Here is a 22,105-nt window from a genome sequence, read left to right on the forward strand (position 1 = left end):
TGTGTTGACGGGTTTTATGCGGCTCGTGGCGGTGCCTGGGTGGCTGTGAAGAGGTTCCCCCATTCGGTTTTCCATGGCCAGTCTTGAGGCAGATGCAACTGTTGACGCCGCGCACTGGAGGCGATCCGGGCCGGGATATTGATGATTTTGCGGCGGATCGTGCCGGTCCGGGCCTTGGCGAACTGGCCTTCGGCGAGGACCCCTGCGGTGCGGGTGAGGTTGTAAGCCATGACCGCCGCGACCAGCCAGGCAGAGTTTGCGGCGAATTTCCCGGAGGGTAGGTGGGCCAGGGCACTGTCTTTCAGGTCGGCGTTGACTTGCTCGATCCGGGCGTGCTTGCGATGGACTTTGTCGGCAGCCACCGTATCCAGGGCCTCAGCAGTGACGGTGGTGAAGAAGGCATGGAAGCGGTGCGTGTCAAAGAGTGTTGGCTGGACTTGGGTGGCTTTCGGGTTCAGTTCCGGGATGCGGCGCACCACCAGGCGTCCGGAGATCTGCTCGGCCTTCTTCCGGGACGAGAACGCGGTGAACGGGATCTCAGCGACTTCCGCGGCCGACACCCATGCCTGGGCTTCCTCGTCGTAGACCGCGTTCGTGTATCGGATCGGCGTCCACGCATCCGCACCGATGGCGGCAATGGCCCGTTTGACGGCCGGATCCATGCGCACCGTGACAGAGACATCGGCGCCACCGGCCAAGACCGCCGATACCGCGGGGTAGCCGTAGTAGGCCGAATCAAAACGACACAACACCGGGCCGGTGGCGCCGGTGCGTTTGATGGTCCCCAAGGCCTCGGTGACGAATTTCTTTGCGCCGCGGGCGGAGTTCGCAGCCCCTTTGCGCAGGCGCTGGGCGATGATCACCGGTGCCGTGTCTTCCCTGGAGGCGGTCGCCAGCACGGTGTTCAGGCCGCGGACGCCGGAGTAGCCGTAACCGGAGCCCTGTTTCTGGTAGCCGTGAACCTCGATGATCGTGTCATCAACATCCACGAAAAGGAAGTCCTTCCCGGATGGATCCCCGAACAGGGGCGCCGTCCGGGCCAGGTTGATCAGGAACCGGGACGCGACAGCATCCAATTGCTTCACGTGCCCGAAGGTGAAAGCGCGCAAGAACGAGCCCAGCGTTGACGGGGCATAGCAACCCTTGAAGATCTTCTTCATCCCGCCGTGGCGGAGCACGGCCATGTCATCAATCGAATCGGCTCCGGCGACCATGCCCGCCACCAGGGCCGCGACCTTCAACCCGGCATTCGCCCCCTTGTCCGTCGGGATCTTGATCCACTCATCAGCCAGTGAATGCAGGTCAGCATCCTCGGCCAGCCGCATCACCGGGACAAGGCCCGTGGGCGACACAAGGTTTTCCTCATCAAAGGAAACTGACACGGCGGCACGGGTATGGGAAACTTGCATCTGCGAGATGCCCTTCATTTTCGGGAAATTGTTCTGTGGTAAGTCCAATTTTCCCCGAAAAGACGGGCATTTCGTGTTTAAACCGCCGGGCAACCCCCAAGTTTCATCGGTGGATCAGTGCTAAGTGGTGAACCACGGAAATCAGGAAGGGGATCGTGGGGCGGTCGCTGGGTCTCTAGGTCGCTGGTTCGCTAGGTCTCTAGGACGGCCCGGACCGCAACGCGCAGTTCCGAGGTTCTCCTGCCGGCCACCTCTTCCTCAGCCACCCTGCAGGAGCCTAAACTGACCCTGTCCCACATCCTGACAGTCGGAATCCCGGTACGCGGCGGAGGCCATCAATGGAACATCAACGGGTCATTGCCACGGGAATCATCATGGGGGAGTCGGCGCGCTGGCACGGCGGGAGGTTTTGGTTCGCCGACTGGAAAAAGCACCTCATTTATGCTGTCGATCTGGACGGCACCGAACACCAGAGGTTCTCGGTGCCGTCCTACCCTGTCACCTTCGACTGGCTGCCCGACGGGGAGCTGATTGTCGTTTCCGGATCCGCCGGCGAGCTGCTGACGCTGACTCCCGCCGGCGACTTCGCTCACTTCGCCTCGCTGTCGGATCTCTCCGATACGCCCTGGAACGAGGTCGCCACCTGCGGCGCTACCGCCTATGTCAATTGCGTCGGCCATGCCTATCCCGGCCCTGCGCAGGTGTCCGGGTTGATTGCGCGCGTGACGGCCGACGGCGGCGCAACAGTCGTCGCTGAACGGCTCGCCTTCCCCAACGGCATGGTGGTGATTGACGACGGCGGCACCTTGGTGGTTGCCGAGTCGAACGCCGGGTGCCTCACGGCCTTCGACATTGAACCCGACGGTTCACTGGCCCGCCGGCGCGTATGGGCTGCTGTTCGGGGCAGTGCCCCCGACGGCATCTGCGTCGGGAACGGCGGCATTTGGTATGCCGACGTGCCCAACCAGTGCTGCGTCCTGGTGGCCCAGGGCGGTGAAGTGCTGCGCACCATCGAAATGGGACAGGGCTGCTTTTCCTGCGCCGTGGGAGGGGAGGGCTCCGACACCCTGCTGGTCATGGCTGCCGACTGGCCCGCCGCCATGGATCCAGGCGCACTGGCAACAGGGCGGGCAGTCGCCGTCAGGCTGGGCCGTGACCGGGGATAAAGTGTGAATTGACGCTCATCGGGCCAATTCGATGCAACCGTTCACGGCCGCGGCAGGTAATGTTCTTCGTAGCCAAGGCGCTCTTCTCAGAGTTAGCGGCGGTTAGGCCCGTACGAGTATCTCGCCGATGCTCTGCGGGTCGTCTTATTTAAGTCTCCGGCCCGCGGCAGCTGTCATCCCGGCCAACATGACGCTGGTGCCCGCATACGTCCTTGCCGTGGCACAGTCGGGCAGGCCCTTTGACGTCTTCGCCCTAGCCGAAGAACAGATGCTGGCAGTGGCGCAGCTCAACGCAGTGGGCAACCGGCAGCCGGGCGGAGTTGGCCGTGGCACTGAGCGGGGCGGCGACGCAATAATTACATTTTGGTTGCAGCCATGACATTTGTGTTACGCGCTGCCGGCCGGTCCCGGGCCGGGGACTAGGCTGGTGGTTGTCCGAATGGACAGGCCGTCACCTTGGATCCACCCGGTCCGGGGAGAAGAAACGGGGAACTTGTGAGTGCTGCACCCGTAATCCTTTTGAGGGAGAGCCGCGAGCCGGAAGACTTTGAGGAACTCACCAACGTGTGGCGTGACTCAGTCGAGGCCACGCACCATTTCCTCTCCCTCGAAGCAATTGACAGGCTCGAGCCACGGATCAGGGACGAATACCTGCCACGGCTGCGGATCCAGGTGGCCGAACGCAACGGCAGCATCCTGGGATTCATTGGGATGAAAAACCGCCAGGTGTCCATGCTTTTTGTTGCCGATGAGGTCCGCTCAACGGGCGTTGGCAGCAAGCTGCTTGAATGGGCGCAGCAGCAGTTTCCCCGCCTTGTCCTGGACGTGAACGAACAAAATCCGCGGGCAGCCGTCTTTTACATCAAGCGCGGGTTCACTCCCGTGGGCCGATCGGAAACAGACGCCCATGGATTGCCGCACCCCTTGCTGCACATGAGCTGGGACGGCGCAGCCCGCTAGTCCTGCGGGGTGTCTGTGGGCTTGCTGCCGTGGCGGCGTTCGGCTCGGGCAGCCTCCTTGGCGGCCTTTTCCGCGGCGCTGCCGGCTTCCCTTTGCGCTTTTTCCCTGGCACGCTCGTTGTCCCGCACAAGCTTTTCGGCGGCCTTAATCTCACGGATCTTCCTGCCGCGGCGCAGCCACATGCGGCCCAGGACGATCACGGCGACAGCACACACCACGCCGATGACCATGAACACCTGGCTCCAGGTGCCGAACCAGTTGGCGCTGTTGGCCCAGATGCTCCGTGCGTCAGTTGACGTTTGGGTGGTGCCATAGAGGACGCCAAGGGTCATCAGGTTGGGAATACTCAGCAGCACACCCACCGCAGCAAGGGAGATCCGCGCCCATCTGTGCAACGTCGACCGGCGTGCCTGCCAGAGGATGAGGATCGGCACAAACGTGAAGGTGAAGCCGTAGAACATGCCCAGTGGAATGCTGTTGCCCAGGCTGCCGCCCACCTGGCCCTTGATGGAGTTGGCCCACACAAGCGGCACGGTGACAGAGGCAATCAGGTACCCGACCACAAGCACGACGGCGGCTATGGCGCCGATGATGGTGCGGAAGAGCCAAACCGGCATCTTTTCCTCGGTGACGCCGCCTGTCGTGGCCGCCTTGCCACCCCGGGGGACGGGACCAACCGGGCCGCCGGGGGGAGTGGGCGTAGCTGAATCAGTCATGCTTGAATCATCTCAGAGTTGCTGCCGGCTTCGACCGCTATTTCGAGTAATAGTGCTAGAAAGTACCTTCGACTTGTCAATAACGGCTCCACACTAAAGACTGGATGTGGACCGTGGGATAAATCTGCGGCCACCAGTGTTTTTGATTCACGACAGACTTCACTTTTTCTTCGCTCGGCAGCGAAGAATCCCGAAAGGTGCGCATTATGAGCAACATTCCCGCAGACCTGTCCTACACGGCGGAGCACGAATGGGTCCAGGCCCCCACAACAGACGGCATGGTGCGCGTTGGCATCACGGATTTTGCGCAGGATGCCCTCGGTGATGTCGTGTATGTCCAGATGCCCGAGGTCGGCACGGAAGTCACGGCCGACACCGTCGTGGGCGAAGTTGAATCCACCAAGAGCGTCAGCGACATTTACGCTCCCCTGAGCGGAACCGTCACGGCACGCAATGAGGCCCTTGACTCGGACCCGTCGCTCATCAACTCCGACCCCTACGGTGCCGGCTGGCTCGTTGAGATCACCCTTGCAGATGCCGCAAGCTTCAGCTCGCTGCTCAGCGCGGGTGACTACCAGGAAAAGGTAGGCTAGTAGCCAGGAAGCTTTAGGCCCCCAGGGACTTCGGTCCGTGGGGCCGGCCGGTGCACTCATCGCGGATGCGCCGGTCCCACCCAGACCTTTCCCAGCGGCTGCACGTACATTGTTGGGAATCGAGGACCCGGCCGGGTTTTCGACAGTTTAGATTTCGAAAAGGAGGAGTACCAATGGTTGACACGGGTAACAACGCCGGGGTGAACGATCAGGCGATTTCCCAGGATCAGCCGGGTGCAACAGATACCACCTCGATCCAGCTCCCCCCTGTTCATGGTGGCCGACCCTCCACGGTTCCGGTCCTCGCGCCGGATGAGCAGAACGCGGTGAACTCGCTTCCCGCCGGTTCTGCGCTTCTGATCGCGCACGTGGGGCCCAACGCCGGAGCACGGTTCCTGCTTGACAGTCAGGTCACCACGGCCGGCCGGCACCCCGATGCAGACATCTTCCTTGATGATGTGACGGTGTCGCGCAGGCACGTGAATTTCCTGAAGTTCGACGGCGGCTTTGAGGTTGTCGACGCCGGCAGCCTCAACGGCACGTACGTCAACGGGGACAGGGTAGATGACGTGCGCCTGCGCTCCGGCAATGAAGTACAGATTGGCAAATTCCGCCTGACCTACTACTTCAGCCCCAACGACGCCGCTGCGGATTCCTAGGGCGCCGTGGCAAGCATGAGTTCCGGTGCCGGCCGCCGGTTGGTGGAGGTTCAGTCCACCAACCGGCGTTCCGGTGCCACAACCGTCCTGAACATTGGTGAAGTCCTGGCGCAACTGAGCGCCGACTTCCCCTCAGTGACGGCTTCAAAGATCCGTTTTTACGAAGAAAAGGGCCTGATCACCCCGCAACGGACCCCCGCCGGTTACCGCCAGTTCCGGGAGTCCGACGTCGAACGGCTGCGTTTCGTGCTTGGCCTCCAACGTGATCATTACCTTCCACTGAAGGTCATCGGGGAGTACCTTGAGGCGATCGATGCGGGCCTGACCCCGCAAAACCTCCCGCCCGGCGTTTCCATTGCACCGCGCATGGTGTCCGATGACCTGGAGAGCCGACTCAAGGGCAGGCCGCGGAGGCTGACGCCCGAGCAACTGCGCAGTGAATCCGGTGCCGGGATCGAGCTCTATGAGACCATGCTCAGCTACGGACTGATTGACATCCGCGGCGGCACCTTTGACGACCAGGCCTTGAAAGTGGCGCAGGCCTGCACGGCGTTGGCTGCCCATGGGATTGAACCCCGGCACCTGCGGCCCTTTCAGGCCGCCGCCGACAGGGAATTCGGCCTGGTTGAGCGTGCTGTCGGCCCCTTGTCCTCCCGGCGTGGCGGCACCTCAGCCCTGCGTGCGGCGGAGATGGCCCGCGAAATTGCCGAGCACTGCCTGAACCTGCACAGCGCGCTGGTGCAGACTCGCATTGCCGAAATGGAAACCTCATGATCGAAGTCCAGATTGTCGGTGTCCGGATAGAACTCCCGTCCAACCAGCCGCTGGTGCTGCTGCGCGAACGGTTGGGTGAGCGCCACATCCCCATCTGGATCGGTGCTGCCGAGGCCACCGCCATCGCCCTGGCCGAACAGGGCGTGGTGCCGCCGCGCCCCCTGACCCACGATCTGCTGTGCGGCGTCGTCCGGGCCCTGGGGCACAATATCATCAGGGTGAACCTGACGAAGGTTGAAGATGGCGTGTTCTTCGCCGAACTGCTTTTCGAGAACGGCATCACCATTGGTTCACGCGCCTCCGACGCCATCGCCATTGCCCAACGCGCGAAGTGCCCCATCTGGGCGGCAGAAACCCTCGTGGAGGAGGCCGGCGTCGTGATCGGCACCCACGACGAGGCCGGCAACGAGCAGACGGTCGGACACGATGACGAAGCCGAAGAGCGTGAGGTTCGTCAATTCAGGGAATTCCTCAATGCCGTCGAACCCGAGGATTTTGACAAATAATCCGCGGATTTTCGCGCATTTCTCACCATCTCTAACCTTAAAGCTGAGCCTGAAACTTTCGACACGGCCAAATTGTTGTGCGGACGTCTTTGACCTTGGCCCCGCACGGCTCTAACGTTCAAAGTATTGAGTTCCCCATTGCAAGCTTCAGCTGGCACGGTCACACTTGAGGTGAGAGTCCAACAGCTCCCGCCCGAGACCTGTGCTTTGCCGTTCGCTGGCAAGCCAACCATGCGGGGGACTGTGAACAGGAGGATCCACGTGAGTGCCAAGAGTGACGCCGGCGAGCTGGCGGCAGCCGTCGTCCCCAGCGCTGCCTTGAGTGCAGGCTCCCAGGGCCTGCTGTTCACCGAGGATCTGCCCGTTCTGGATGTTCACGCCGGTTACCGCGGCCCCACCGCGTGCAAGGCCGCAGGCATTACGTACCGCCAGCTGGACTACTGGGCCCGCACCGGCCTGGTCGAACCCGCCGTGCGCGGTGCTGCCGGTTCCGGATCGCAGCGACTGTACGGCTTCAGGGACATTCTGGTCCTCAAGGTCGTCAAGCGGCTCCTGGACACCGGGGTCTCCCTCCAGCAGATCCGCTCGGCCGTTGAACACCTGCGTGAGCGCGGCGTTGAGGACCTGGCGCAGATCACCCTGATGAGCGACGGTGCCTCCGTCTACGAATGCACCTCCGCCGATGAGGTCATTGACCTTGTCCAGGGCGGGCAGGGCGTCTTCGGCATTGCCGTTGGCCGTGTCTGGCGCGAGGTTGAAGGCACCCTTGCCGCCCTCCCCAGTGAGCACGCCGCCGTGTCCTTCCAGGACGACGAACTCAGCAAGCGCCGCCAGGCTCGCAAAATCTCCTAGCCCGTTCCGACTGACTCGCAGAAAACCGCGAAAAAAACGTCAAAATCGTGAATTTTCGCCGTTTTCTGCAGGAAAACTTGCGAGGAGCGCTAGCCGCGGTAGAGGCGGCTTCGGGTCGCGCTCTGATTCAGCACCGAGTCGAGCAGCCTGTCAAAGAGCGCCGAGGCGTTCTTTGCCGAGTCGCCGGGCCACTGGTGCACAGGATGGGCCGCGCCCTGGATCTGCTGCCAGTTTGCCTGTTCCGGAATGGTGGGGGAGAGCAGCAGATCGCCGAACATGGTCTTCATCTCACCCAGACGGTAGGCGTGCTCGTTGGAGCCAGTGCGGACGCGGTTGGCCACGATCCCGGCAGGAACAAGCGTCGGGGCGAACTCCGTGCGGAACAGTTCAATGGCGCGCAGGGTCCGCTGTGTGCCGGCAACGGAGAACAGCCCGGGCTCGGCAACGAGCAGCACGCGGCTGCTGGCCGTCCACGCCATCCGGGTCAGGCCGTTCAGGGAAGGCGGGCAGTCGATGAGGACCAGCTGGTACGGCGCCTTTCCGTCGCGGTCGGCGTTGGCAAGGATCGTCGAAAGGCGTCGAAGGTCACGCTTGCCAAGGTCGGGCCGGTCGTAAATTCCACTGAACGCGGAACCCATGGCGACGTCGAGCGTCGGGGGAGTTGCGCCGTCGTTCTTGTGCGCCGCAAGCCAGCCGCTGGGGAGCACATTGGCACCGAGGTCTGCCTTCCGGGCGTTCTTGATCATCTGCCCGATGTCGAGCTGGTCGCGTGCTGCAACACCGAGGCCGGTGGTCGCGTCGGCGTGCGGGTCCAGGTCGATCACCAGGGTGGGGATGCCGGCTGCCAGTGCCGCCGAGGCAAGACCCAGCGTGACTGACGTCTTGCCGACGCCGCCCTTGAGGCTGCTGATACTCACTACTTGCACTGCTGAACCATTACCCTTTGCGTTGCTTACTCAATCATGTGCTGCTGCCTACAGCCCTGACACATACAATAGCTGTGGAACGTTCGCGACTTGGAGAACCCTTTGACAAACACCGCTGATATTTTGCCCAGGAGCCAGAACACAAACAACCTTGTGTCGGCCGACTTTAGTGACCGACACATTGGGGTTACTGCGCAGCCCCACATTCATCATATGTTGAGCACCCTCGGATTTGGTTCTTTGGAGGAACTTACAACCGCCGCGCTGCCGAAATCGATCTACACGACCGAGCCCATGAACCTGCAGGCTGCCGTGTCCGAAGAGGCCATGTTGGCCGAGTTGAAGGCCCTGGCGGGAAAAAACACCGTCAACAAGTCCTTCATCGGCCAGGGCTACTACGGTACCCACACCCCGGGTGTGATTCAGCGCAACGTCCTGGAAAGCCCCGCCTGGTACACGGCCTACACGCCGTATCAGCCCGAAATTTCCCAGGGCCGCCTCGAGGCGCTGCTGAATTTCCAGACTGTTGTGTCCGACCTCGCCGGCATGGCCACGGCCAACGCCTCAATGCTCGATGAGGGCACGGCAGCCGCTGAAGCCGTCGCACTGATGCGCCGCACCAACCGCACGGCATCGGCGGACGCCGTCCTGCTGGTTGACGCTGATGTCTTCCCGCAGACCCTCGCGGTCGTCATGACGCGCGCCAAGGCGATGGGCATCCCCGTCCTCACACATGACTTTGGCCAGGCGCTTCCTGAGGCTGAGTTCTTCGGCGTGCTGCTGCAGTACCCGGGCGACTGCGGCCTCATCCGCGACATTGCCCCGATCATTGCCGCCGCCCACGAGAAGAAGGCCGTCGTGGCCGTCGCCGCGGACCTGCTGGCCCTGACCCTGCTTGAATCTCCCGGTGCCCTCGGCGCCGACCTGGCCGTGGGCACCTCGCAGCGCTTTGGCGTGCCCATGGGCTTCGGCGGACCGCACGCCGGCTACATGGCAGTCCGCAAGGGCCTGGAGCGTTCACTGCCCGGCCGCCTCGTGGGTGTCTCCAAGGACGCAGCCGGCAACCAGGCCTACCGCCTGGCCCTGCAGACCCGCGAGCAGCACATCCGCCGCGAGAAGGCCACCTCCAACATCTGCACCGCCCAGGTGCTGTTGGCTGTCATGGCCGGCATGTACGCCGTCTACCACGGACCGGACGGCCTGAAGCGGATCGCCACCCGCGTCCACGCCAGGGCCCTCGCGGTTGCCGCGGCAGCTGTGGCCGCCGGCCATAGCGTTGTCCACGACAACTTCTTCGACACCGTCAAGATCAAGGTCGCCTCGGCCAGCGGCCACGCCGCAGCCGAGCTCGTCGCCGCGGCCCACTCCGCCGGCTACCTGCTGCGCCAGGTCGACCGCGAGCACCTGCAGATCGCCGTCGATGAAACCACCACCGAGGCCGACGTCGTCGCCTTGGCGGGCCTGCTGGGCACCACCGCGCCGGCACAAGCTGCCGGCGCATCCGCCGTCGAACTCCCCGCACCGGCCCGGTCCGTGGAATTCATGACCAACCCGGTCTTCCACGCACACAACTCCGAGACTCAGATGCTGCGCTATCTGCGCAAGCTCTCCGACGCGGACTACGCGCTTGACCGCGGCATGATCCCGCTGGGCTCGTGCACCATGAAGCTTAACGCGACGGCCGAAATGGCCGCCGTGACCTGGCCCGAGTTCTCCAGCCTGCACCCGTTTGCACCTGCCGCCGACACCGTGGGCATCGTGGAAATGGCAACGCAGCTCGAGTCCTGGCTGGCCGAGATCACCGGCTACGACGCCGTCTCCGTGCAGCCCAACGCCGGCTCACAGGGCGAATTTGCAGGTCTCATGGCCATCCGCGCCTACCATGTGGAAAACGGCAACCCCGACCGCAACATCGTTCTGATCCCGACCTCGGCCCACGGCACCAACGCGGCCTCAGCCGTCATGGCCGGGCTGAAGGTTGTCGCCGTGGCCACCGACGGTTTCGGCAACATCGACATCGATGACTTGAAGCGCCAGATCACCATCCACGAGAACGACCTTGCGGCCATCATGGTCACCTACCCGTCGACCCACGGCGTGTTCGAGACCGAGATCAGCACCATCTGCGCCATGATCCACGACGCCGGCGGACAGGTTTACGTCGACGGCGCCAACCTGAACGCCCTGGTCGGCCTGGCCCGGCCGGGCAAGTTCGGTGCCGACGTATCGCACCTGAACCTGCACAAGACCTTCTGCATCCCGCATGGCGGCGGCGGCCCCGGCGTGGGCCCCGTTGCCGTTGGCGCGCACCTGGCCAAGCACCTGCCGGCCCGCGAGCTCGGTGCCGACACGTCGGTGGGCCTGGTTTCCAGCGCACCGTATGGTTCGGCGTCGATCCTTCCCATCTCCTGGGCGTACATCCGCATGATGGGCCCCGACGGTTTGCGCCTGGCAACCCAGACGGCGATCCTGTCGGCGAACTACATTGCCCGCCGCCTGGGCGAGCACTACCCCGTGCTGTACACAGGCGCCAACGACCTCGTGGCGCACGAGTGCATCCTCGACCTGCGAGGCATCACCGCCGATTCAGGGGTGAGCGTTGACGACGTTGCCAAGCGCCTGATCGACTACGGCTTCCACGCACCCACCATGTCCTTCCCTGTGGCAGGCACCCTGATGGTGGAGCCCACCGAGTCCGAGGACCTGGGCGAGATCGACAGGTTCATCAACGCCATGATCTCCATCCGCAAGGAAATCGCGGCCGTACAGGACGGCCTGTGGCCCGTGGAGGACAACCCGCTGGCCAACGCCCCGCACACGGCACAGAGCATCACCCAGCAGTGGGAGCACCCCTACACCCGTGAAGAGGCAGTCTTCCCGGCCGGCGTGGACCCGCGTGCCAAGTACTGGCCCGTGGTGCGCCGGATCGACCAGGCGTACGGGGACCGCAACCTCGTGTGCTCCTGCCCGTCCATTGAGGAACTGGCAGAAGTGTTCTAAAGCATCGGATGCCCCGGCCAACCTAACTGTGTGCGGAGTCACAGTTGGGTTGGCCGCGGTATTTGTTACGCTGGCAACGGTGATGCGCAGCACAGCCTGCAAGAGCACCGCTACATCTGCAGCATTGATTCGGGGAGCCGGTCTGGATTCACACGGGGCCGGCTCCCCTAGGTTCGCCCCCGTACTGCCTTGGCGGCGCGTGGGGCCACGACACTATCGTCGACACAGGAGTGAGATGTTTTCGAAAATTCTGGTTGCCAACCGCGGGGAAATCGCGATCCGGGCCTTCCGTGCCAGTTACGAACTGGGCGCCAAAACCGTTGCTGTCTACCCCTACGAGGATCGAACATCGATCCACCGTCAGAAGGCCGACGAGGCCTACCTGATCGGTGAAGAGGGCCATCCTGTGCGCGCCTACCTTGACGTTGCGGAAATCATCCGCGTCGCCAAGGAAGCCGGTGCCGATGCCATCTACCCCGGTTACGGATTCTTGGCTGAGAACCCCGACCTCGCGGCTGCCGCCAGGGACGCTGGCATCACCTTCGTGGGGCCTCCGGCCGAGGTGCTTGAGCTGACAGGGAACAAGGTGCACGCACTGGACGCGGCCCGCAAGGCGGGCATCCCCGTGTTGCAGTCAAGCGAGCCCAGCGCCGACCTCGAGTACTTGCTCGGAGCCGCAGCTGACATCGGATACCCCATCTTCGCCAAGGCCGTCGCCGGCGGTGGCGGCCGCGGCATGCGCCGGGTTGAGAAGGCCGAGGACCTCGAGGAGGCTCTGAAGGCCGCCATGCGTGAGGCGGATGCCGCCTTCGGCGACGCCACCATGTTCCTTGAACAGGCCGTTCTGCGCCCCCGCCACATCGAGGTCCAGATCCTTGCCGACGGCGAGGGCAACGTCATCCACCTGTTCGAGCGTGACTGCTCGCTGCAGCGACGCCACCAAAAGGTGGTTGAAATTGCCCCGGCCCCGAACCTTGACGAGAACATCCGCAAGGCGCTGCACGCAGACGCCGTGAAGTTCGCCAAGGCCATGGGCTACGTCAATGCCGGCACGGTCGAGTTCCTTGTTGACACCGTCGGTGAGCGCGCCGGCCAGCACGTGTTCATCGAAATGAACCCGCGCATCCAGGTCGAGCACACGGTCACCGAGGAAATCACCGACGTCGACCTCGTTCAGGCCCAGCTGCGCATCGCCGCGGGTGAGACACTGGCGGACCTCGGCCTGAGCCAGGACACCATCCGGGTCAAGGGCGCCGCACTGCAGTGCCGCATCACCACGGAGGACCCCGCCAACGGCTTCCGCCCGGACGTCGGCAAGATCACCACCTACCGTTCCGCCGGTGGTGCAGGCGTGCGGCTCGACGGCGGAACCATCTACGCAGGTGCCGAGATCAGCCCGCACTTCGACTCCCTGCTGGTCAAGCTCACCTGCCGCGGCCGCGACTACGAAACCGCGGTTTCCCGTGCCCGTCGCGCCCTGGCCGAGTTCCGCATCCGAGGCGTATCCACCAACATCTCCTTCCTGCAGGCGGTCCTTGAGGACCCCGCCTTCAACGCAGGCGACGTTGCGACGTCGTTCATCGACGAACGCCCCGAACTGCTGAACTCGCACGTCTCCAGCGACCGTGGGACGAAGCTGCTGACCTGGCTGGCGGACGTCACCGTCAACAAGCCGCACGGCGATCTGCAGGTGCTGGAGGATCCCGCACGCAAGCTTCCCGCCGTCGACCTCGCCAACGCACCCGCCGGTTCGCGGCAGCTGCTCGCCGAGTTGGGCCCCGAGGGCTTCGCCGCGGCACTGCGCGCGCAGACCGCAGTGGCCGTCACCGACACAACGTTCCGCGATGCACACCAGTCGCTGCTGGCAACCCGTGTCCGCACGCGTGACCTGCTTGCTGCGGGACCTGCCGTTTCCGTGCTGACCCCGCAGCTGCTCTCGGTGGAGGCATGGGGCGGCGCCACGTACGACGTCTCCCTGCGCTTCCTCGGCGAGGACCCGTGGCAGCGCCTCTCGCAGCTGCGAGAGGCCCTGCCGAACGTCTGCCTGCAGATGCTGCTTCGTGGCAGGAACACCGTGGGCTACACGCCGTACCCCGCCGAGGTCACCGACGCGTTTGTGCAGGAAGCGGCCGCCAGCGGCATTGACATCTTCCGCATCTTCGATGCGCTCAACGACGTCGACCAGATGGAGCCTGCCATCAAGGCCGTCCGCGCGACCGGAACAGCCGTTGCCGAGGTCGCACTCTGCTACACCGGGGACCTCCTTGACCCGGCCGAAACCATTTACACCCTTGACTACTACCTTGAGCTGGCGCAGCGCATCGTTGATGCAGGCGCCCACATCCTGGCCATCAAAGACATGGCGGGCGTGCTGCGCCCGGCAGCCGCGGCCAAGCTTGTCACGGCCCTGCGGGAACGCTTTGACCTGCCGGTCCACCTGCACACCCATGACACCGCAGGCGGTCAGCTGGCCACCCTGATGGCTGCCATCAATGCAGGGGTCGACGCCGTCGACGTCGCCTCCGCGGCACTGGCGGGTACCACCAGCCAGCCCTCGGCCTCGGCACTCGTTGCGGCGCTGGCGCACACCGAGCGTGACACGGGTATCGACCTTGCGGCCATCAGCTCCCTTGAGCCGTACTGGGAGGCAGTGCGCCGCCTGTACTCGCCCTTCGAATCGGGCCTGGCAGCACCCACCGGCCGCGTGTACCTGCACGAGATCCCCGGCGGCCAGCTTTCCAACCTGCGCCAGCAGGCCATCGCGCTGGGACTGGGAGAGCGCTTCGAGGAAATCGAGGACATGTACACGGCAGCGGACAGGATCCTTGGGCACCTAATCAAGGTCACGCCGTCGTCAAAGGTGGTGGGCGATCTGGCCCTGCACCTTGTCGGCATCAAGGCGGATCCCGCCGACTTCGAGGCCAACCCGCAAGACTACGACATCCCGGACTCCGTGGTCGGCTTCCTCGGCGGCGAACTGGGCACCCCGCCCGGCGGCTGGCCCGAGCCCTTCCGCACGAAGGCGCTGCAGGGACGCACCGTCGTTGACCGCATGGGCACGCTGAACGCGCAGGACAGTGCCGAACTCGCCGCCGACAGCACGACCCGCCGCGCCACCCTGAACCGCCTGCTGTTCGCCGGTCCCACGAAAGACTTCGATGAGGTCCGCAAGACCTACGGCGACGTATCGGTCCTGGACACCCGCGACTACCTGTACGGTCTGCGCCGCGGCGTGGAACATGCAGTGGACCTGGGTAAGGGTGTGCGTCTGATCGCCGTGCTGGAGACCGTCTCCGAGCCTGACGAGAAGGGCATGCGCACCGTTGTGTGCAAGCTCAACGGCCAAAGCCGCCCCGTGGTGGTGCGCGACCGCAGCATTGAGAGCACTGTCAAGGCCACGGAGAAGGCCGACGGGAACGTGCCCGGCCAGGTCGCGGCCCCGTTCGCAGGTGCCGTGAGCCTGAAGGTCGCAGTTGGCGATGTGCTCGAGGCCGGCGCCACGGTTGCCACGATTGAGGCCATGAAGATGGAAGCGTCAATTACGACGCCGGTGGGCGGCACGGTGGCCCGCCTCGCCATCTCCGGGATTGCCCAGGTCCAGGGCGGGGACCTCCTGGTCGTCATCTCCTAGCACCCTTGGTGCTAAAAACGCACCTTCCCCGCTTGTCCGTGGCTAGTTAGCCACGAACAAGCGGGGAAGGTGCGTTTAAGCTCGTTTAAGCTGAAGAAGGACTTAGACGGGCTTCTTGCTGAGGTAGATCTCCTCGACCACGGAGTCGAAGTCCTTCAGGACCTGGGCGCGCTTGACCTTTAGTGACGGGGTCAGGTGGCCGGATGTTTCGGTGAAATCAGTGTCAACAATCCTGAACTGCTTGATTGACTCGGCCGCCGAAACGGTGCTGTTGGCCTTGTTCACGGCCGACTGGACCGCGGCGAGGACTATCGGGTCATTCGCGGCCTCGCCCACGGTGATGCCGGCGCGGAGACCGTGCGCCTTGCCCCACTGCGGCAGTGCTTCCTCGTCGATCGTCATGATCGCTGCGATGAACGGACGCTGCTCGCCAATGACCACGCACTGGGACACAATGGCGTCGGCACGGATCTGGTCCTCAAGCAGGGCCGGAACAACGTTCTTGCCGCCGGAGGTGACAATGATTTCCTTTTTGCGCCCCGTGATCTTCAGGAAACCCTCGGCATCCAGTTCGCCGACGTCGCCGGTGCGGAACCAGCCGTCAACGAAGTTCTCCGCCGTCAGGTCCTCACGGCCAAAGTAGCCCTTCATGACGCAAATGCCCTGGGTGAGGATCTCGCCGTCGTCGGCAATCCTGACAGAGTTGCCCGGCAGGGGCGCGCCCACGGTGCCGATCCGGATGTGCTCGGGGCGGTTGACGGTGATGGGGGCGGTTGTCTCGGTCAAGCCGTAGCCCTCGAGGATCTGCAGCCCGATGCCTTGGAAGAAGTGGCCGAGGCGCTCACCGAGCGGGCCGCCGCCTGAGACAGCGTGGCGGACCTGGCCGCCCATGGCGGCGCGGAGCTTGCTGTAGACAAGCTTGTCGAACACAACATGCTTCGCCGTCAAAACAAGGCCGACCTTGCCGAGCTGGGCAGCGCGGGAGTAGTCGATGGCAGTCTTGGTTGCCGCCGCGAAGATCTTGCCCTTGCCCTCGCCCTCGGCCTTCAGTGCGGCGGAGTTGTACACCTTTTCAAAGACGCGCGGCACGGCGAGGATGAACGTCGGTTTGAAGCTTTGCAGGTCCTCGAGCAGGTGCTTGATGTCGGGGGTGTGCCCCACCTTGGCCCCGCCGGCGACGGCGAGGACCGATATGTACCTGGCGAAGACGTGGGCCATCGGCAGGAACATGATGGTCTGTGAACCCGGCGGCACCACGCTTTCACCAAGCACGGCCAGGGCGTTTTCGCTCAAATCCACGAAGTTGCCGTGCGTGAGCATGCAGCCCTTGGGGCGGCCGGTGGTTCCCGAGGTATAAATGATCGTGGCTGTGTCGGCGAGGCCGTTGGCCGTGCGTGCAGCCTCGAGGGTTTCGTCACTGACGTCGCTGCCGGCCTCGCGCAGGACGTCAAGGCCGTCGCCTTCAAGCTGCCACACATTTGTCAGTGCTGTCAGGCCCTCGTTGTGGGCCGCCTGGCGGACGATGTTTTCGTGTGTTCCGGTTTCGGCGAAAACGGCGACGGCGGCCGAGTCGCCCAGGTTCCAGGCAACCTGCGAGGGGGAGGAGGTTTCGTAGATCGGCACCGACACCGCGCCGGCAAACCACAGCGCAAAGTCAACGAGTGCCCATTCATACCGCGTGCGTGCCATGATGCCCACACGGTCACCGACGTTGATGCCCGAGGCAATGAGGCCCTTGGCAATGGCACTGACATCGGCAAGGAACTCCTTGGCGGAGACATCCACCCATACATTGTCGGCATTGCGCCGGGAGAATAAGGCAGGGTTGGTCACCAGCTTTGCCTGTCGAAGCACAAAGTCTGTCGTGTTCATGGTGCTGGGGCTGACTACCTTGGCCGGGACCGAAATCTCTTGCACAATAGCTCCTTTGTTATGTGGGCCTGCGATCGTGTTGCTTCACTCTATCCGCGAAGTCCACCGTCAACCGGGACGAACATGTTACTCGTGAGTAACTTTATGTTGTCCGGCTCACACTTTCAATTCGGCCGCGGCTGGCTCGATACAATCGGGGGATGACTTTGCCGCAACATGAACCCGTGTCCGCAAGCATGAAGAGCCCTCTGGCGCTGGGGATCGACATAGGCGGGACCAAGGTCGCCGCCGGGGTTGTCGACGGAAACGGGGTGATCCTTGAGGAGCTCCGGCGCACCACCCCCGGCCGTGATGCCCGCGCCGTCGAGGCTGTCATCGTGGAGCTCGTCCACGAACTGGGCGCCAGGCACACCCTCGCCTCCGTGGGGGTTGGCGCGGCCGGGTGGATGGACCTTGAGGACTCAAGGGTGCTGTTCAGCCCGCACCTCGCGTGGCGCGATGAACCGCTGCGGGACACGCTTGAAGCCATGTTGGGCCGCCCCGTGCTCGTCACGAACGACGCCGATGCCGCCGCTTGGGCCGAATCGCGATTCGGGGCCGGCCGCGGGCACGACAGGCTTGTCATGCTGACCCTCGGGACGGGGATTGGCGGGGCACTTGTCATCGACGGCCGGGTGGAACGGGGCAGTTTTGGCATGGCAGGCGAGTTCGGCCACCAAATCATCATGCCCGGCGGCCACCGCTGCGAATGCGGCAACCGGGGCTGCTGGGAGCAGTACGCCTCGGGAAATGCCCTGGGCCGCGAGGGCCGGGAGCTGGCGAAAAAGCACTCACCCATGGCGGCGGGTTTCCTTGCGGCCGTTGCCGGACGGCCCAGGGACATCACCGGCAGCGTCGTCACCGAACTGGCCCTGCAGGGCGAGCCAACGGCCCAGGAACTCGTGGCCGAGGTCGGGGACTGGCTCGGACTGGGCATAGCGAACCTAGCGGCGGCACTTGACCCTGCATTGTTTGTCATTGGCGGGGGCCTGAGCGCCGCGGGGGAGCTCCTGCTGGAACCCGCACGTCGCGCCTATTCACGGAATCTGACGGGACGCGGCTACCGGCAGGAAGCAGTCATCACCGTCGCCGAACTGGGGCCGAATGCGGGATTGATCGGCGCCGCCGATCTCTCTCGCGTACGCACGCGGCCGGCCCGCGCGTAGGAGCCAGCCGGGAGGACTCAGACGACGGCGCCGTCTCCGCTGTCATGGTCGCGGTGGTTGGGCAGGCGGTACAGCAGGTAGCCGGTGCCTGCCAGGAACGCCACGATGACGCCGATGACAAGGATCATGGGAATCTGGCGCCAAAAGATGGCCGACAGGACAAGGAACAGCGGGCCGCCGGCAGCGCCGACCCAGGACATCACGATGGCAGGCTCCGAGCCGCGCAGGCTGGGAAGTTCCTCCGGCACGAATTCATCGTCCTCGTGCTCCACGTCGTAGTCCCGGGGGCCGGAAGGTCCGGCGTCGTCCGCGTTGCGGCGTTCGTGGGCGGCAGGTTCACGGGGCGCCGGTTCGGACTGCTGCTGCCAGACGCCCAGGGGGTCAAAGTCAACAACGCCCTTCGCCTCGGTCGGCGGCGCGGGTTTTACGGGTGAAGGGGCAGCCTCAGCGGGTCCGTCTGTGACATTTTCGGGGGCGTCCATGAAGCCGTCCTGGACCTCTTCGAGCCGGGCCACGAGGTCGCGCCACACCTCGTCGTCGTTGCCGCCCGTATGGGGCGTGCCTGCGCCGGGATCAGATTGCATGAAGGTTCCTCCGGAAGAAGTCCGCAGACTGGGAAAAAATCAAAGGGGCGTCGTTGTCCATCGTGGCTACATGGTAACTGTTTTCCAGCGGAACCACGTGAAGGTCTGTGCTGCCAATCCGTTCCTTGATCACCTCAATGCTGGATTCGGGAACCACATGGTCAACGGTGGAGCGGAACACCAGCGTCGGGGCGGTGACACGGGGGAGCAGGTTGATGGTGTCGGTAAAAAGCTTCGACAGCTGGTGGACGGCCGCAACGGGGGTGCGGGTGTAGGCGCCCTCGCTGACGCCCTGGCGCTTCATGTCGTTTCCGATCGCTGGAACACTCTTTACAACGTATTTGAGCAGGGAAGAATATTTCGCCTTCTTGTCATCAAAGGTCAGCCCGGGATTGACGACGGCGACCCCGGCCACCGGATGCAGGGCCGCCACGCGCAGCGCAAGCGCACCGCCCATGGACAAGCCCGCCACATAAACCCTCTCGCAGCGTGCAGCCAATTCCAGATAGGACGCCTCAAAATCCCTGTACCAATGCTCCCAGGGCGTCTTGTTAAGCTCCTGCCAGGTGGTGCCGTGCCCGGCCAGCAGCGGCATGTTCACAGCAAAACCGGCGTCCGCCAGATAGTCGCTCCACCCCTGCATGCTCACCGTGGAACCGGTGAATCCGTGGCAGAGTGCCACACCGATCCGGGCCAACTCCCCGTGTCCCTCGGAACGGAACGATTGCGCCATGGTTGTGGCCCCTTTCCAGCCCGGCCGCCGTGGCCGGGGAAACGGCGTGGATGGATGAAGCTGCACCGCCGCCAACGGGTGCCGCCATCATTAGACTACTGTTGATACGTTCACAGCGGGGGTACCGCAATGAACTCGGTTTGCTTGCAACCGGCAGCGCCAGAGGAGGAACACCACTGTGATCTATTGGGTACTAAAGAAAATCTTTCTGGGTCCCGTCTTGAAGGTGCTGTTCCGGCCCTGGACCAAGGGGCTGGACAACCTGCCCCTGGAGGGCCCCGCAGTCCTGGCCAGCAACCATCTCTCCTTTTCGGATTCAATTTTCATGCCGCTCATGGTGCCGCGGCCTGTGGTGTTCCTTGCCAAGAGCGACTACTTCACAGGCAAGGGCATCAAGGGGCGGCTGACGGCCGCGTTCTTCAAGCTGACAAACCAGCTGCCCATGGACCGCTCGGGCGGCGCCGCATCACAGAATTCGCTGCAAACGGGCATCGACGTGCTCCAGGGCGGGGGCCTGCTGGGCATCTACCCCGAGGGTACCCGCAGCCCCGACGGCCGCCTGTACCGGGGCAAGGTCGGTGTGGCCAAACTTGTCCTGACAGCCAACGTCCCCGTCATTCCGGTCGCCATGATCGGCACAGATAAGGTTCAGCCCATCGGGCGCCGCATCCCCACCATCCGCCGCCTCGGGGTCATCTTTGGTGAGCCCATGGACTTCAGCCGCTACCAGGGCATGGCCGATGACAGATTCGTGCAGCGTTCGGTCACCGATGAGATCATGTATGAACTCATGCGCCTGTCCGGGCAGGAATACGTCGATTCTTACGCCAGTACAGTCAAGGAGAAGATCGCTGCCGAAAAGGCTGGCAAGCCGGCGGCAGCAAAGGACCCTGCCGGCGCCGTCAGGCTTGACCCGGCGGCCATCGCACCGGGGACCGTGAGCATTATCGGGGCGAAAAAGGAGGAGCCCAAGGCCGCTCCCGCCGCTGCTTGCGACGCCGAACCGACAGCCACGCCCGACGCCGGAACACCCACAAAGTAGCGCAGGCACCACGCTGCCATCTCAGCGGACGGACTGGTTGGTGGGCCGCGGCTTTGGGCGATAGTCTTAAGGCGTGACTGACCTAACTACCAACAAGCCTCTTGCACCCGCTGCCGGAATTTCCGTCCCCGGTGCCGCCGCCTACCCCGGCCTTGACGACTGGCGCGGGCTTCCCATTGCCCAGCAACCCACGTGGTCCGAGTCCCCGGCCTTTGCGCCCACGGTCAAGGAGCTTTCCACGCTGCCCCCGCTGGTGTTTGCCGGCGAAGTTGATGTGCTGCGAACACGTCTGGCCCAGGCGGCCAAGGGCAAGGCGTTCCTGCTCCAGGGCGGGGACTGCGCCGAGACCTTTGAAGCGGCAACGGCAGATAAGATCAGTGCCCGCGTCAAGACCATTTTACAGATGGCCGTCGTGCTGACCTACGGCGCCCAGCTTCCAGTCATCAAGATGGGGCGCATGGCCGGCCAGTTCGCCAAGCCGCGCTCCTCCAATGATGAGACGCGCGACGGCGTGACCCTCCCGGCCTACCGCGGGGACATCGTCAACGGGTACGAGTTCACCCCGGAATCCCGCAGGCACGATCCCGCGCGCATGCTCAAGGCGTACCACACCTCCGCCTCCACGCTGAACCTGATCCGCGCATTCACGCAGGGCGGTTTCGCTGACCTGCGCAGCGTGCATGAGTGGAACAAGGGCTTCACCTCGAACCCGGCACACAGCCGCTACGAGCAGCTCGCCAAGGAAATTGACAGTGCCATCAAGTTCATGGCTTCCTGCGGTGCGGACTTCGAGGCGCTGAAGACAGTTGAGTTCTTCGCAAGCCACGAGGCGCTGCTCCTTGACTACGAGCGTGCGCTGACCCGCATCGACTCACGGACGGGACTGCCCTACGACACATCGGCCCACTTCCTCTGGATCGGGGAGCGAACCCGCGACCTGGACCAGGCGCACGTTGACTTCCTGTCCCGTGTCCGCAACCCGATCGGCGTCAAGCTCGGCCCCACCACCTCACCTGATGACGCCCTGCGCCTCATTGAAAAGCTCGACCCGAACCGCGAACCCGGCCGCCTCACGTTCATCACCCGCATGGGTGCCAACAACATCCGTGAGAAGCTGCCGAACCTCGTCGAGAAGGTCACGGCCTCCGGCGCCCAGGTCCTGTGGGTCACCGACCCCATGCACGGCAACACCGTGACCTCGCCCAACGGCTACAAGACCCGCAACTTCGACGACGTCATCGACGAGGTCCGCGGTTTCTTCGAGGTCCACCAGGCCCAGGGCACCATCCCCGGCGGGCTGCATGTCGAGATGACAGGCGACGACGTAGCCGAATGCCTCGGCGGCGCCGACCCCATCGACCAGGAAGCATTCCTGACCGGCTACGAGTCGGTGTGCGACCCGCGCCTGAACCACAAGCAGTCACTTGAAATGGCGTTCCTGGTCTCCGAGGGCCTGCGCAAGTCCAAGTAGTTCCCC

At 64.1% G+C, this 22,105-nt stretch carries 19 protein-coding genes; 13 read left to right on the top strand and 6 right to left on the bottom strand.

Going from position 1 to position 22,105, the window contains the following annotated elements; all coding sequences use genetic code 11:
- Nucleotides 1-14: 14 nt before the first annotated feature.
- Nucleotides 15-1,409 (bottom strand): IS1380 family transposase, encoded by a 1,395-nt coding sequence (locus AAGW05_RS14775; RefSeq protein ID WP_411805315.1) that lies wholly within the window; start codon nucleotides 1,407-1,409, stop codon nucleotides 15-17.
- 338 nt (nucleotides 1,410-1,747) lie between these two features.
- Here AAGW05_RS14775 and AAGW05_RS14780 point away from each other — a divergent pair, with 338 nt between their 5' ends.
- The 3 genes from AAGW05_RS14780 to AAGW05_RS14790 all read left to right on the top strand — a co-directional run bounded on the left by AAGW05_RS14780 (nucleotide 1,748) and on the right by AAGW05_RS14790 (nucleotide 3,535).
- On the top strand, nucleotides 1,748-2,575 hold the full coding sequence (locus tag AAGW05_RS14780; protein WP_411805316.1) for an SMP-30/gluconolactonase/LRE family protein: 828 nt from the start codon (nucleotides 1,748-1,750) through the stop codon (nucleotides 2,573-2,575).
- 187 nt (nucleotides 2,576-2,762) lie between these two features.
- Nucleotides 2,763-2,954 carry a hypothetical protein gene (locus AAGW05_RS14785; RefSeq protein WP_411805317.1) on the top strand — a complete coding sequence of 64 codons (192 nt, stop codon included), beginning with the start codon at nucleotides 2,763-2,765 and terminating at the stop codon, nucleotides 2,952-2,954.
- Between the two features lie 116 nt (nucleotides 2,955-3,070).
- A complete protein-coding gene (locus AAGW05_RS14790; RefSeq protein WP_411805318.1) occupies nucleotides 3,071-3,535 on the top strand; it encodes a GNAT family N-acetyltransferase in 465 nt (154 codons plus the stop codon).
- On the opposite strand, the gene AAGW05_RS14795 is transcribed toward AAGW05_RS14790, so the two are convergent.
- Complete coding sequence (locus AAGW05_RS14795; protein WP_411805319.1) at nucleotides 3,532-4,251, bottom strand: hypothetical protein; 720 nt, start codon at nucleotides 4,249-4,251, stop codon at nucleotides 3,532-3,534. The genes AAGW05_RS14790 and AAGW05_RS14795 overlap by 4 nt on opposite strands.
- A gap of 206 nt (nucleotides 4,252-4,457) precedes the next feature.
- On the opposite strand from AAGW05_RS14795, the gene gcvH reads away from it, so the two are divergent.
- The 5 genes from gcvH (at nucleotide 4,458) to AAGW05_RS14820 (ending at nucleotide 7,635) form a co-directional block, all read left to right on the top strand.
- Nucleotides 4,458-4,844: a glycine cleavage system protein GcvH gene (gene gcvH / locus AAGW05_RS14800; protein ID WP_411805320.1), complete on the top strand. Its 387-nt coding sequence runs from the start codon at nucleotides 4,458-4,460 to the stop codon at nucleotides 4,842-4,844.
- A gap of 173 nt (nucleotides 4,845-5,017) precedes the next feature.
- Nucleotides 5,018-5,503, top strand: a complete 486-nt coding sequence (locus AAGW05_RS14805; RefSeq protein WP_411805321.1) for an FHA domain-containing protein — start codon at nucleotides 5,018-5,020, stop codon at nucleotides 5,501-5,503.
- Nucleotides 5,504-5,518: 15 nt separating this feature from the next.
- Nucleotides 5,519-6,277 (top strand): MerR family transcriptional regulator, encoded by a 759-nt coding sequence (locus tag AAGW05_RS14810; protein ID WP_411805322.1) that lies wholly within the window; start codon nucleotides 5,519-5,521, stop codon nucleotides 6,275-6,277.
- Nucleotides 6,274-6,783 carry a bifunctional nuclease family protein gene (locus AAGW05_RS14815; protein ID WP_411805323.1) on the top strand — a complete coding sequence of 170 codons (510 nt, stop codon included), beginning with the start codon at nucleotides 6,274-6,276 and terminating at the stop codon, nucleotides 6,781-6,783. Before AAGW05_RS14810 ends, AAGW05_RS14815 begins: the two co-directional genes overlap by 4 nt.
- A gap of 261 nt (nucleotides 6,784-7,044) precedes the next feature.
- Nucleotides 7,045-7,635 carry a MerR family transcriptional regulator gene (locus AAGW05_RS14820; RefSeq protein ID WP_411805324.1) on the top strand — a complete coding sequence of 197 codons (591 nt, stop codon included), beginning with the start codon at nucleotides 7,045-7,047 and terminating at the stop codon, nucleotides 7,633-7,635.
- An 89-nt stretch (nucleotides 7,636-7,724) separates the two neighbouring features.
- On the opposite strand, the gene AAGW05_RS14825 is transcribed toward AAGW05_RS14820, so the two are convergent.
- Nucleotides 7,725-8,561, bottom strand: coding sequence for a ParA family protein (locus AAGW05_RS14825; RefSeq protein WP_411805325.1), 837 nt, complete (start codon nucleotides 8,559-8,561; stop codon nucleotides 7,725-7,727).
- 153 nt (nucleotides 8,562-8,714) lie between these two features.
- On the opposite strand from AAGW05_RS14825, the gene gcvP reads away from it, so the two are divergent.
- Together gcvP and AAGW05_RS14835 are read left to right on the top strand one after the other, a co-directional pair.
- Nucleotides 8,715-11,561: an aminomethyl-transferring glycine dehydrogenase gene (gene gcvP, locus AAGW05_RS14830; RefSeq protein WP_411805326.1), complete on the top strand. Its 2,847-nt coding sequence runs from the start codon at nucleotides 8,715-8,717 to the stop codon at nucleotides 11,559-11,561.
- Nucleotides 11,562-11,796: 235 nt separating this feature from the next.
- Nucleotides 11,797-15,192 carry a pyruvate carboxylase gene (locus AAGW05_RS14835; protein ID WP_411805327.1) on the top strand — a complete coding sequence of 1,132 codons (3,396 nt, stop codon included), beginning with the start codon at nucleotides 11,797-11,799 and terminating at the stop codon, nucleotides 15,190-15,192.
- 102 nt (nucleotides 15,193-15,294) lie between these two features.
- Here the strand turns inward: AAGW05_RS14835 and AAGW05_RS14840 are convergent, their stop codons facing one another.
- Complete coding sequence (locus AAGW05_RS14840) at nucleotides 15,295-17,109, bottom strand: AMP-dependent synthetase/ligase (protein WP_411805328.1); 1,815 nt, start codon at nucleotides 17,107-17,109, stop codon at nucleotides 15,295-15,297.
- A gap of 155 nt (nucleotides 17,110-17,264) precedes the next feature.
- On the opposite strand from AAGW05_RS14840, the gene AAGW05_RS14845 reads away from it, so the two are divergent.
- Nucleotides 17,265-18,269 carry an ROK family glucokinase gene (locus tag AAGW05_RS14845; RefSeq protein ID WP_411805329.1) on the top strand — a complete coding sequence of 335 codons (1,005 nt, stop codon included), beginning with the start codon at nucleotides 17,265-17,267 and terminating at the stop codon, nucleotides 18,267-18,269.
- A gap of 17 nt (nucleotides 18,270-18,286) precedes the next feature.
- Here AAGW05_RS14845 and AAGW05_RS14850 read toward each other — a convergent pair whose 3' ends face one another.
- Nucleotides 18,287-18,853 (bottom strand): hypothetical protein, encoded by a 567-nt coding sequence (locus AAGW05_RS14850; protein ID WP_411805330.1) that lies wholly within the window; start codon nucleotides 18,851-18,853, stop codon nucleotides 18,287-18,289.
- Nucleotides 18,843-19,586 (bottom strand): alpha/beta hydrolase, encoded by a 744-nt coding sequence (locus tag AAGW05_RS14855; protein WP_411805331.1) that lies wholly within the window; start codon nucleotides 19,584-19,586, stop codon nucleotides 18,843-18,845. The genes AAGW05_RS14850 and AAGW05_RS14855 overlap by 11 nt, the downstream gene beginning before the upstream one ends.
- 178 nt (nucleotides 19,587-19,764) lie before the next feature.
- Between AAGW05_RS14855 and AAGW05_RS14860 the strand changes: the two genes are divergently transcribed.
- Together AAGW05_RS14860 and AAGW05_RS14865 are read left to right on the top strand one after the other, a co-directional pair.
- A complete protein-coding gene (locus AAGW05_RS14860; RefSeq protein ID WP_411805332.1) occupies nucleotides 19,765-20,628 on the top strand; it encodes a lysophospholipid acyltransferase family protein in 864 nt (287 codons plus the stop codon).
- Nucleotides 20,629-20,701: 73 nt separating this feature from the next.
- A complete protein-coding gene (locus AAGW05_RS14865; protein WP_411805333.1) occupies nucleotides 20,702-22,099 on the top strand; it encodes a class II 3-deoxy-7-phosphoheptulonate synthase in 1,398 nt (465 codons plus the stop codon).
- Nucleotides 22,100-22,105 lie beyond the last annotated feature (6 nt).

The sequence above is a fragment of the Arthrobacter sp. LAPM80 genome (assembly GCF_046736435.1).
Lineage (GTDB): Bacteria > Actinomycetota > Actinomycetes > Actinomycetales > Micrococcaceae > Specibacter.

Bases quoted from the DNA above. Each gene is read 5' to 3' on its own strand.
- AAGW05_RS14775 (WP_411805315.1), bottom strand. From the start codon at position 1,409: ATGCAAGTTTCCCATACCCGTGCCGCCGTGTCAGTTTCCTTTGATGAG.
- AAGW05_RS14780 (WP_411805316.1), top strand. From the start codon at position 1,748: ATGGAACATCAACGGGTCATTGCCACGGGAATCATCATGGGGGAGTCG.
- AAGW05_RS14785 (WP_411805317.1), top strand. From the start codon at position 2,763: ATGACGCTGGTGCCCGCATACGTCCTTGCCGTGGCACAGTCGGGCAGG.
- AAGW05_RS14795 (WP_411805319.1), bottom strand. From the start codon at position 4,251: ATGACTGATTCAGCTACGCCCACTCCCCCCGGCGGCCCGGTTGGTCCC.
- gcvH (WP_411805320.1), top strand. From the start codon at position 4,458: ATGAGCAACATTCCCGCAGACCTGTCCTACACGGCGGAGCACGAATGG.
- AAGW05_RS14805 (WP_411805321.1), top strand. From the start codon at position 5,018: ATGGTTGACACGGGTAACAACGCCGGGGTGAACGATCAGGCGATTTCC.
- AAGW05_RS14810 (WP_411805322.1), top strand. From the start codon at position 5,519: ATGAGTTCCGGTGCCGGCCGCCGGTTGGTGGAGGTTCAGTCCACCAAC.
- AAGW05_RS14815 (WP_411805323.1), top strand. From the start codon at position 6,274: ATGATCGAAGTCCAGATTGTCGGTGTCCGGATAGAACTCCCGTCCAAC.
- AAGW05_RS14835 (WP_411805327.1), top strand. From the start codon at position 11,797: ATGTTTTCGAAAATTCTGGTTGCCAACCGCGGGGAAATCGCGATCCGG.
- AAGW05_RS14845 (WP_411805329.1), top strand. From the start codon at position 17,265: ATGACTTTGCCGCAACATGAACCCGTGTCCGCAAGCATGAAGAGCCCT.
- AAGW05_RS14850 (WP_411805330.1), bottom strand. From the start codon at position 18,853: ATGCAATCTGATCCCGGCGCAGGCACGCCCCATACGGGCGGCAACGAC.
- AAGW05_RS14855 (WP_411805331.1), bottom strand. From the start codon at position 19,586: ATGGCGCAATCGTTCCGTTCCGAGGGACACGGGGAGTTGGCCCGGATC.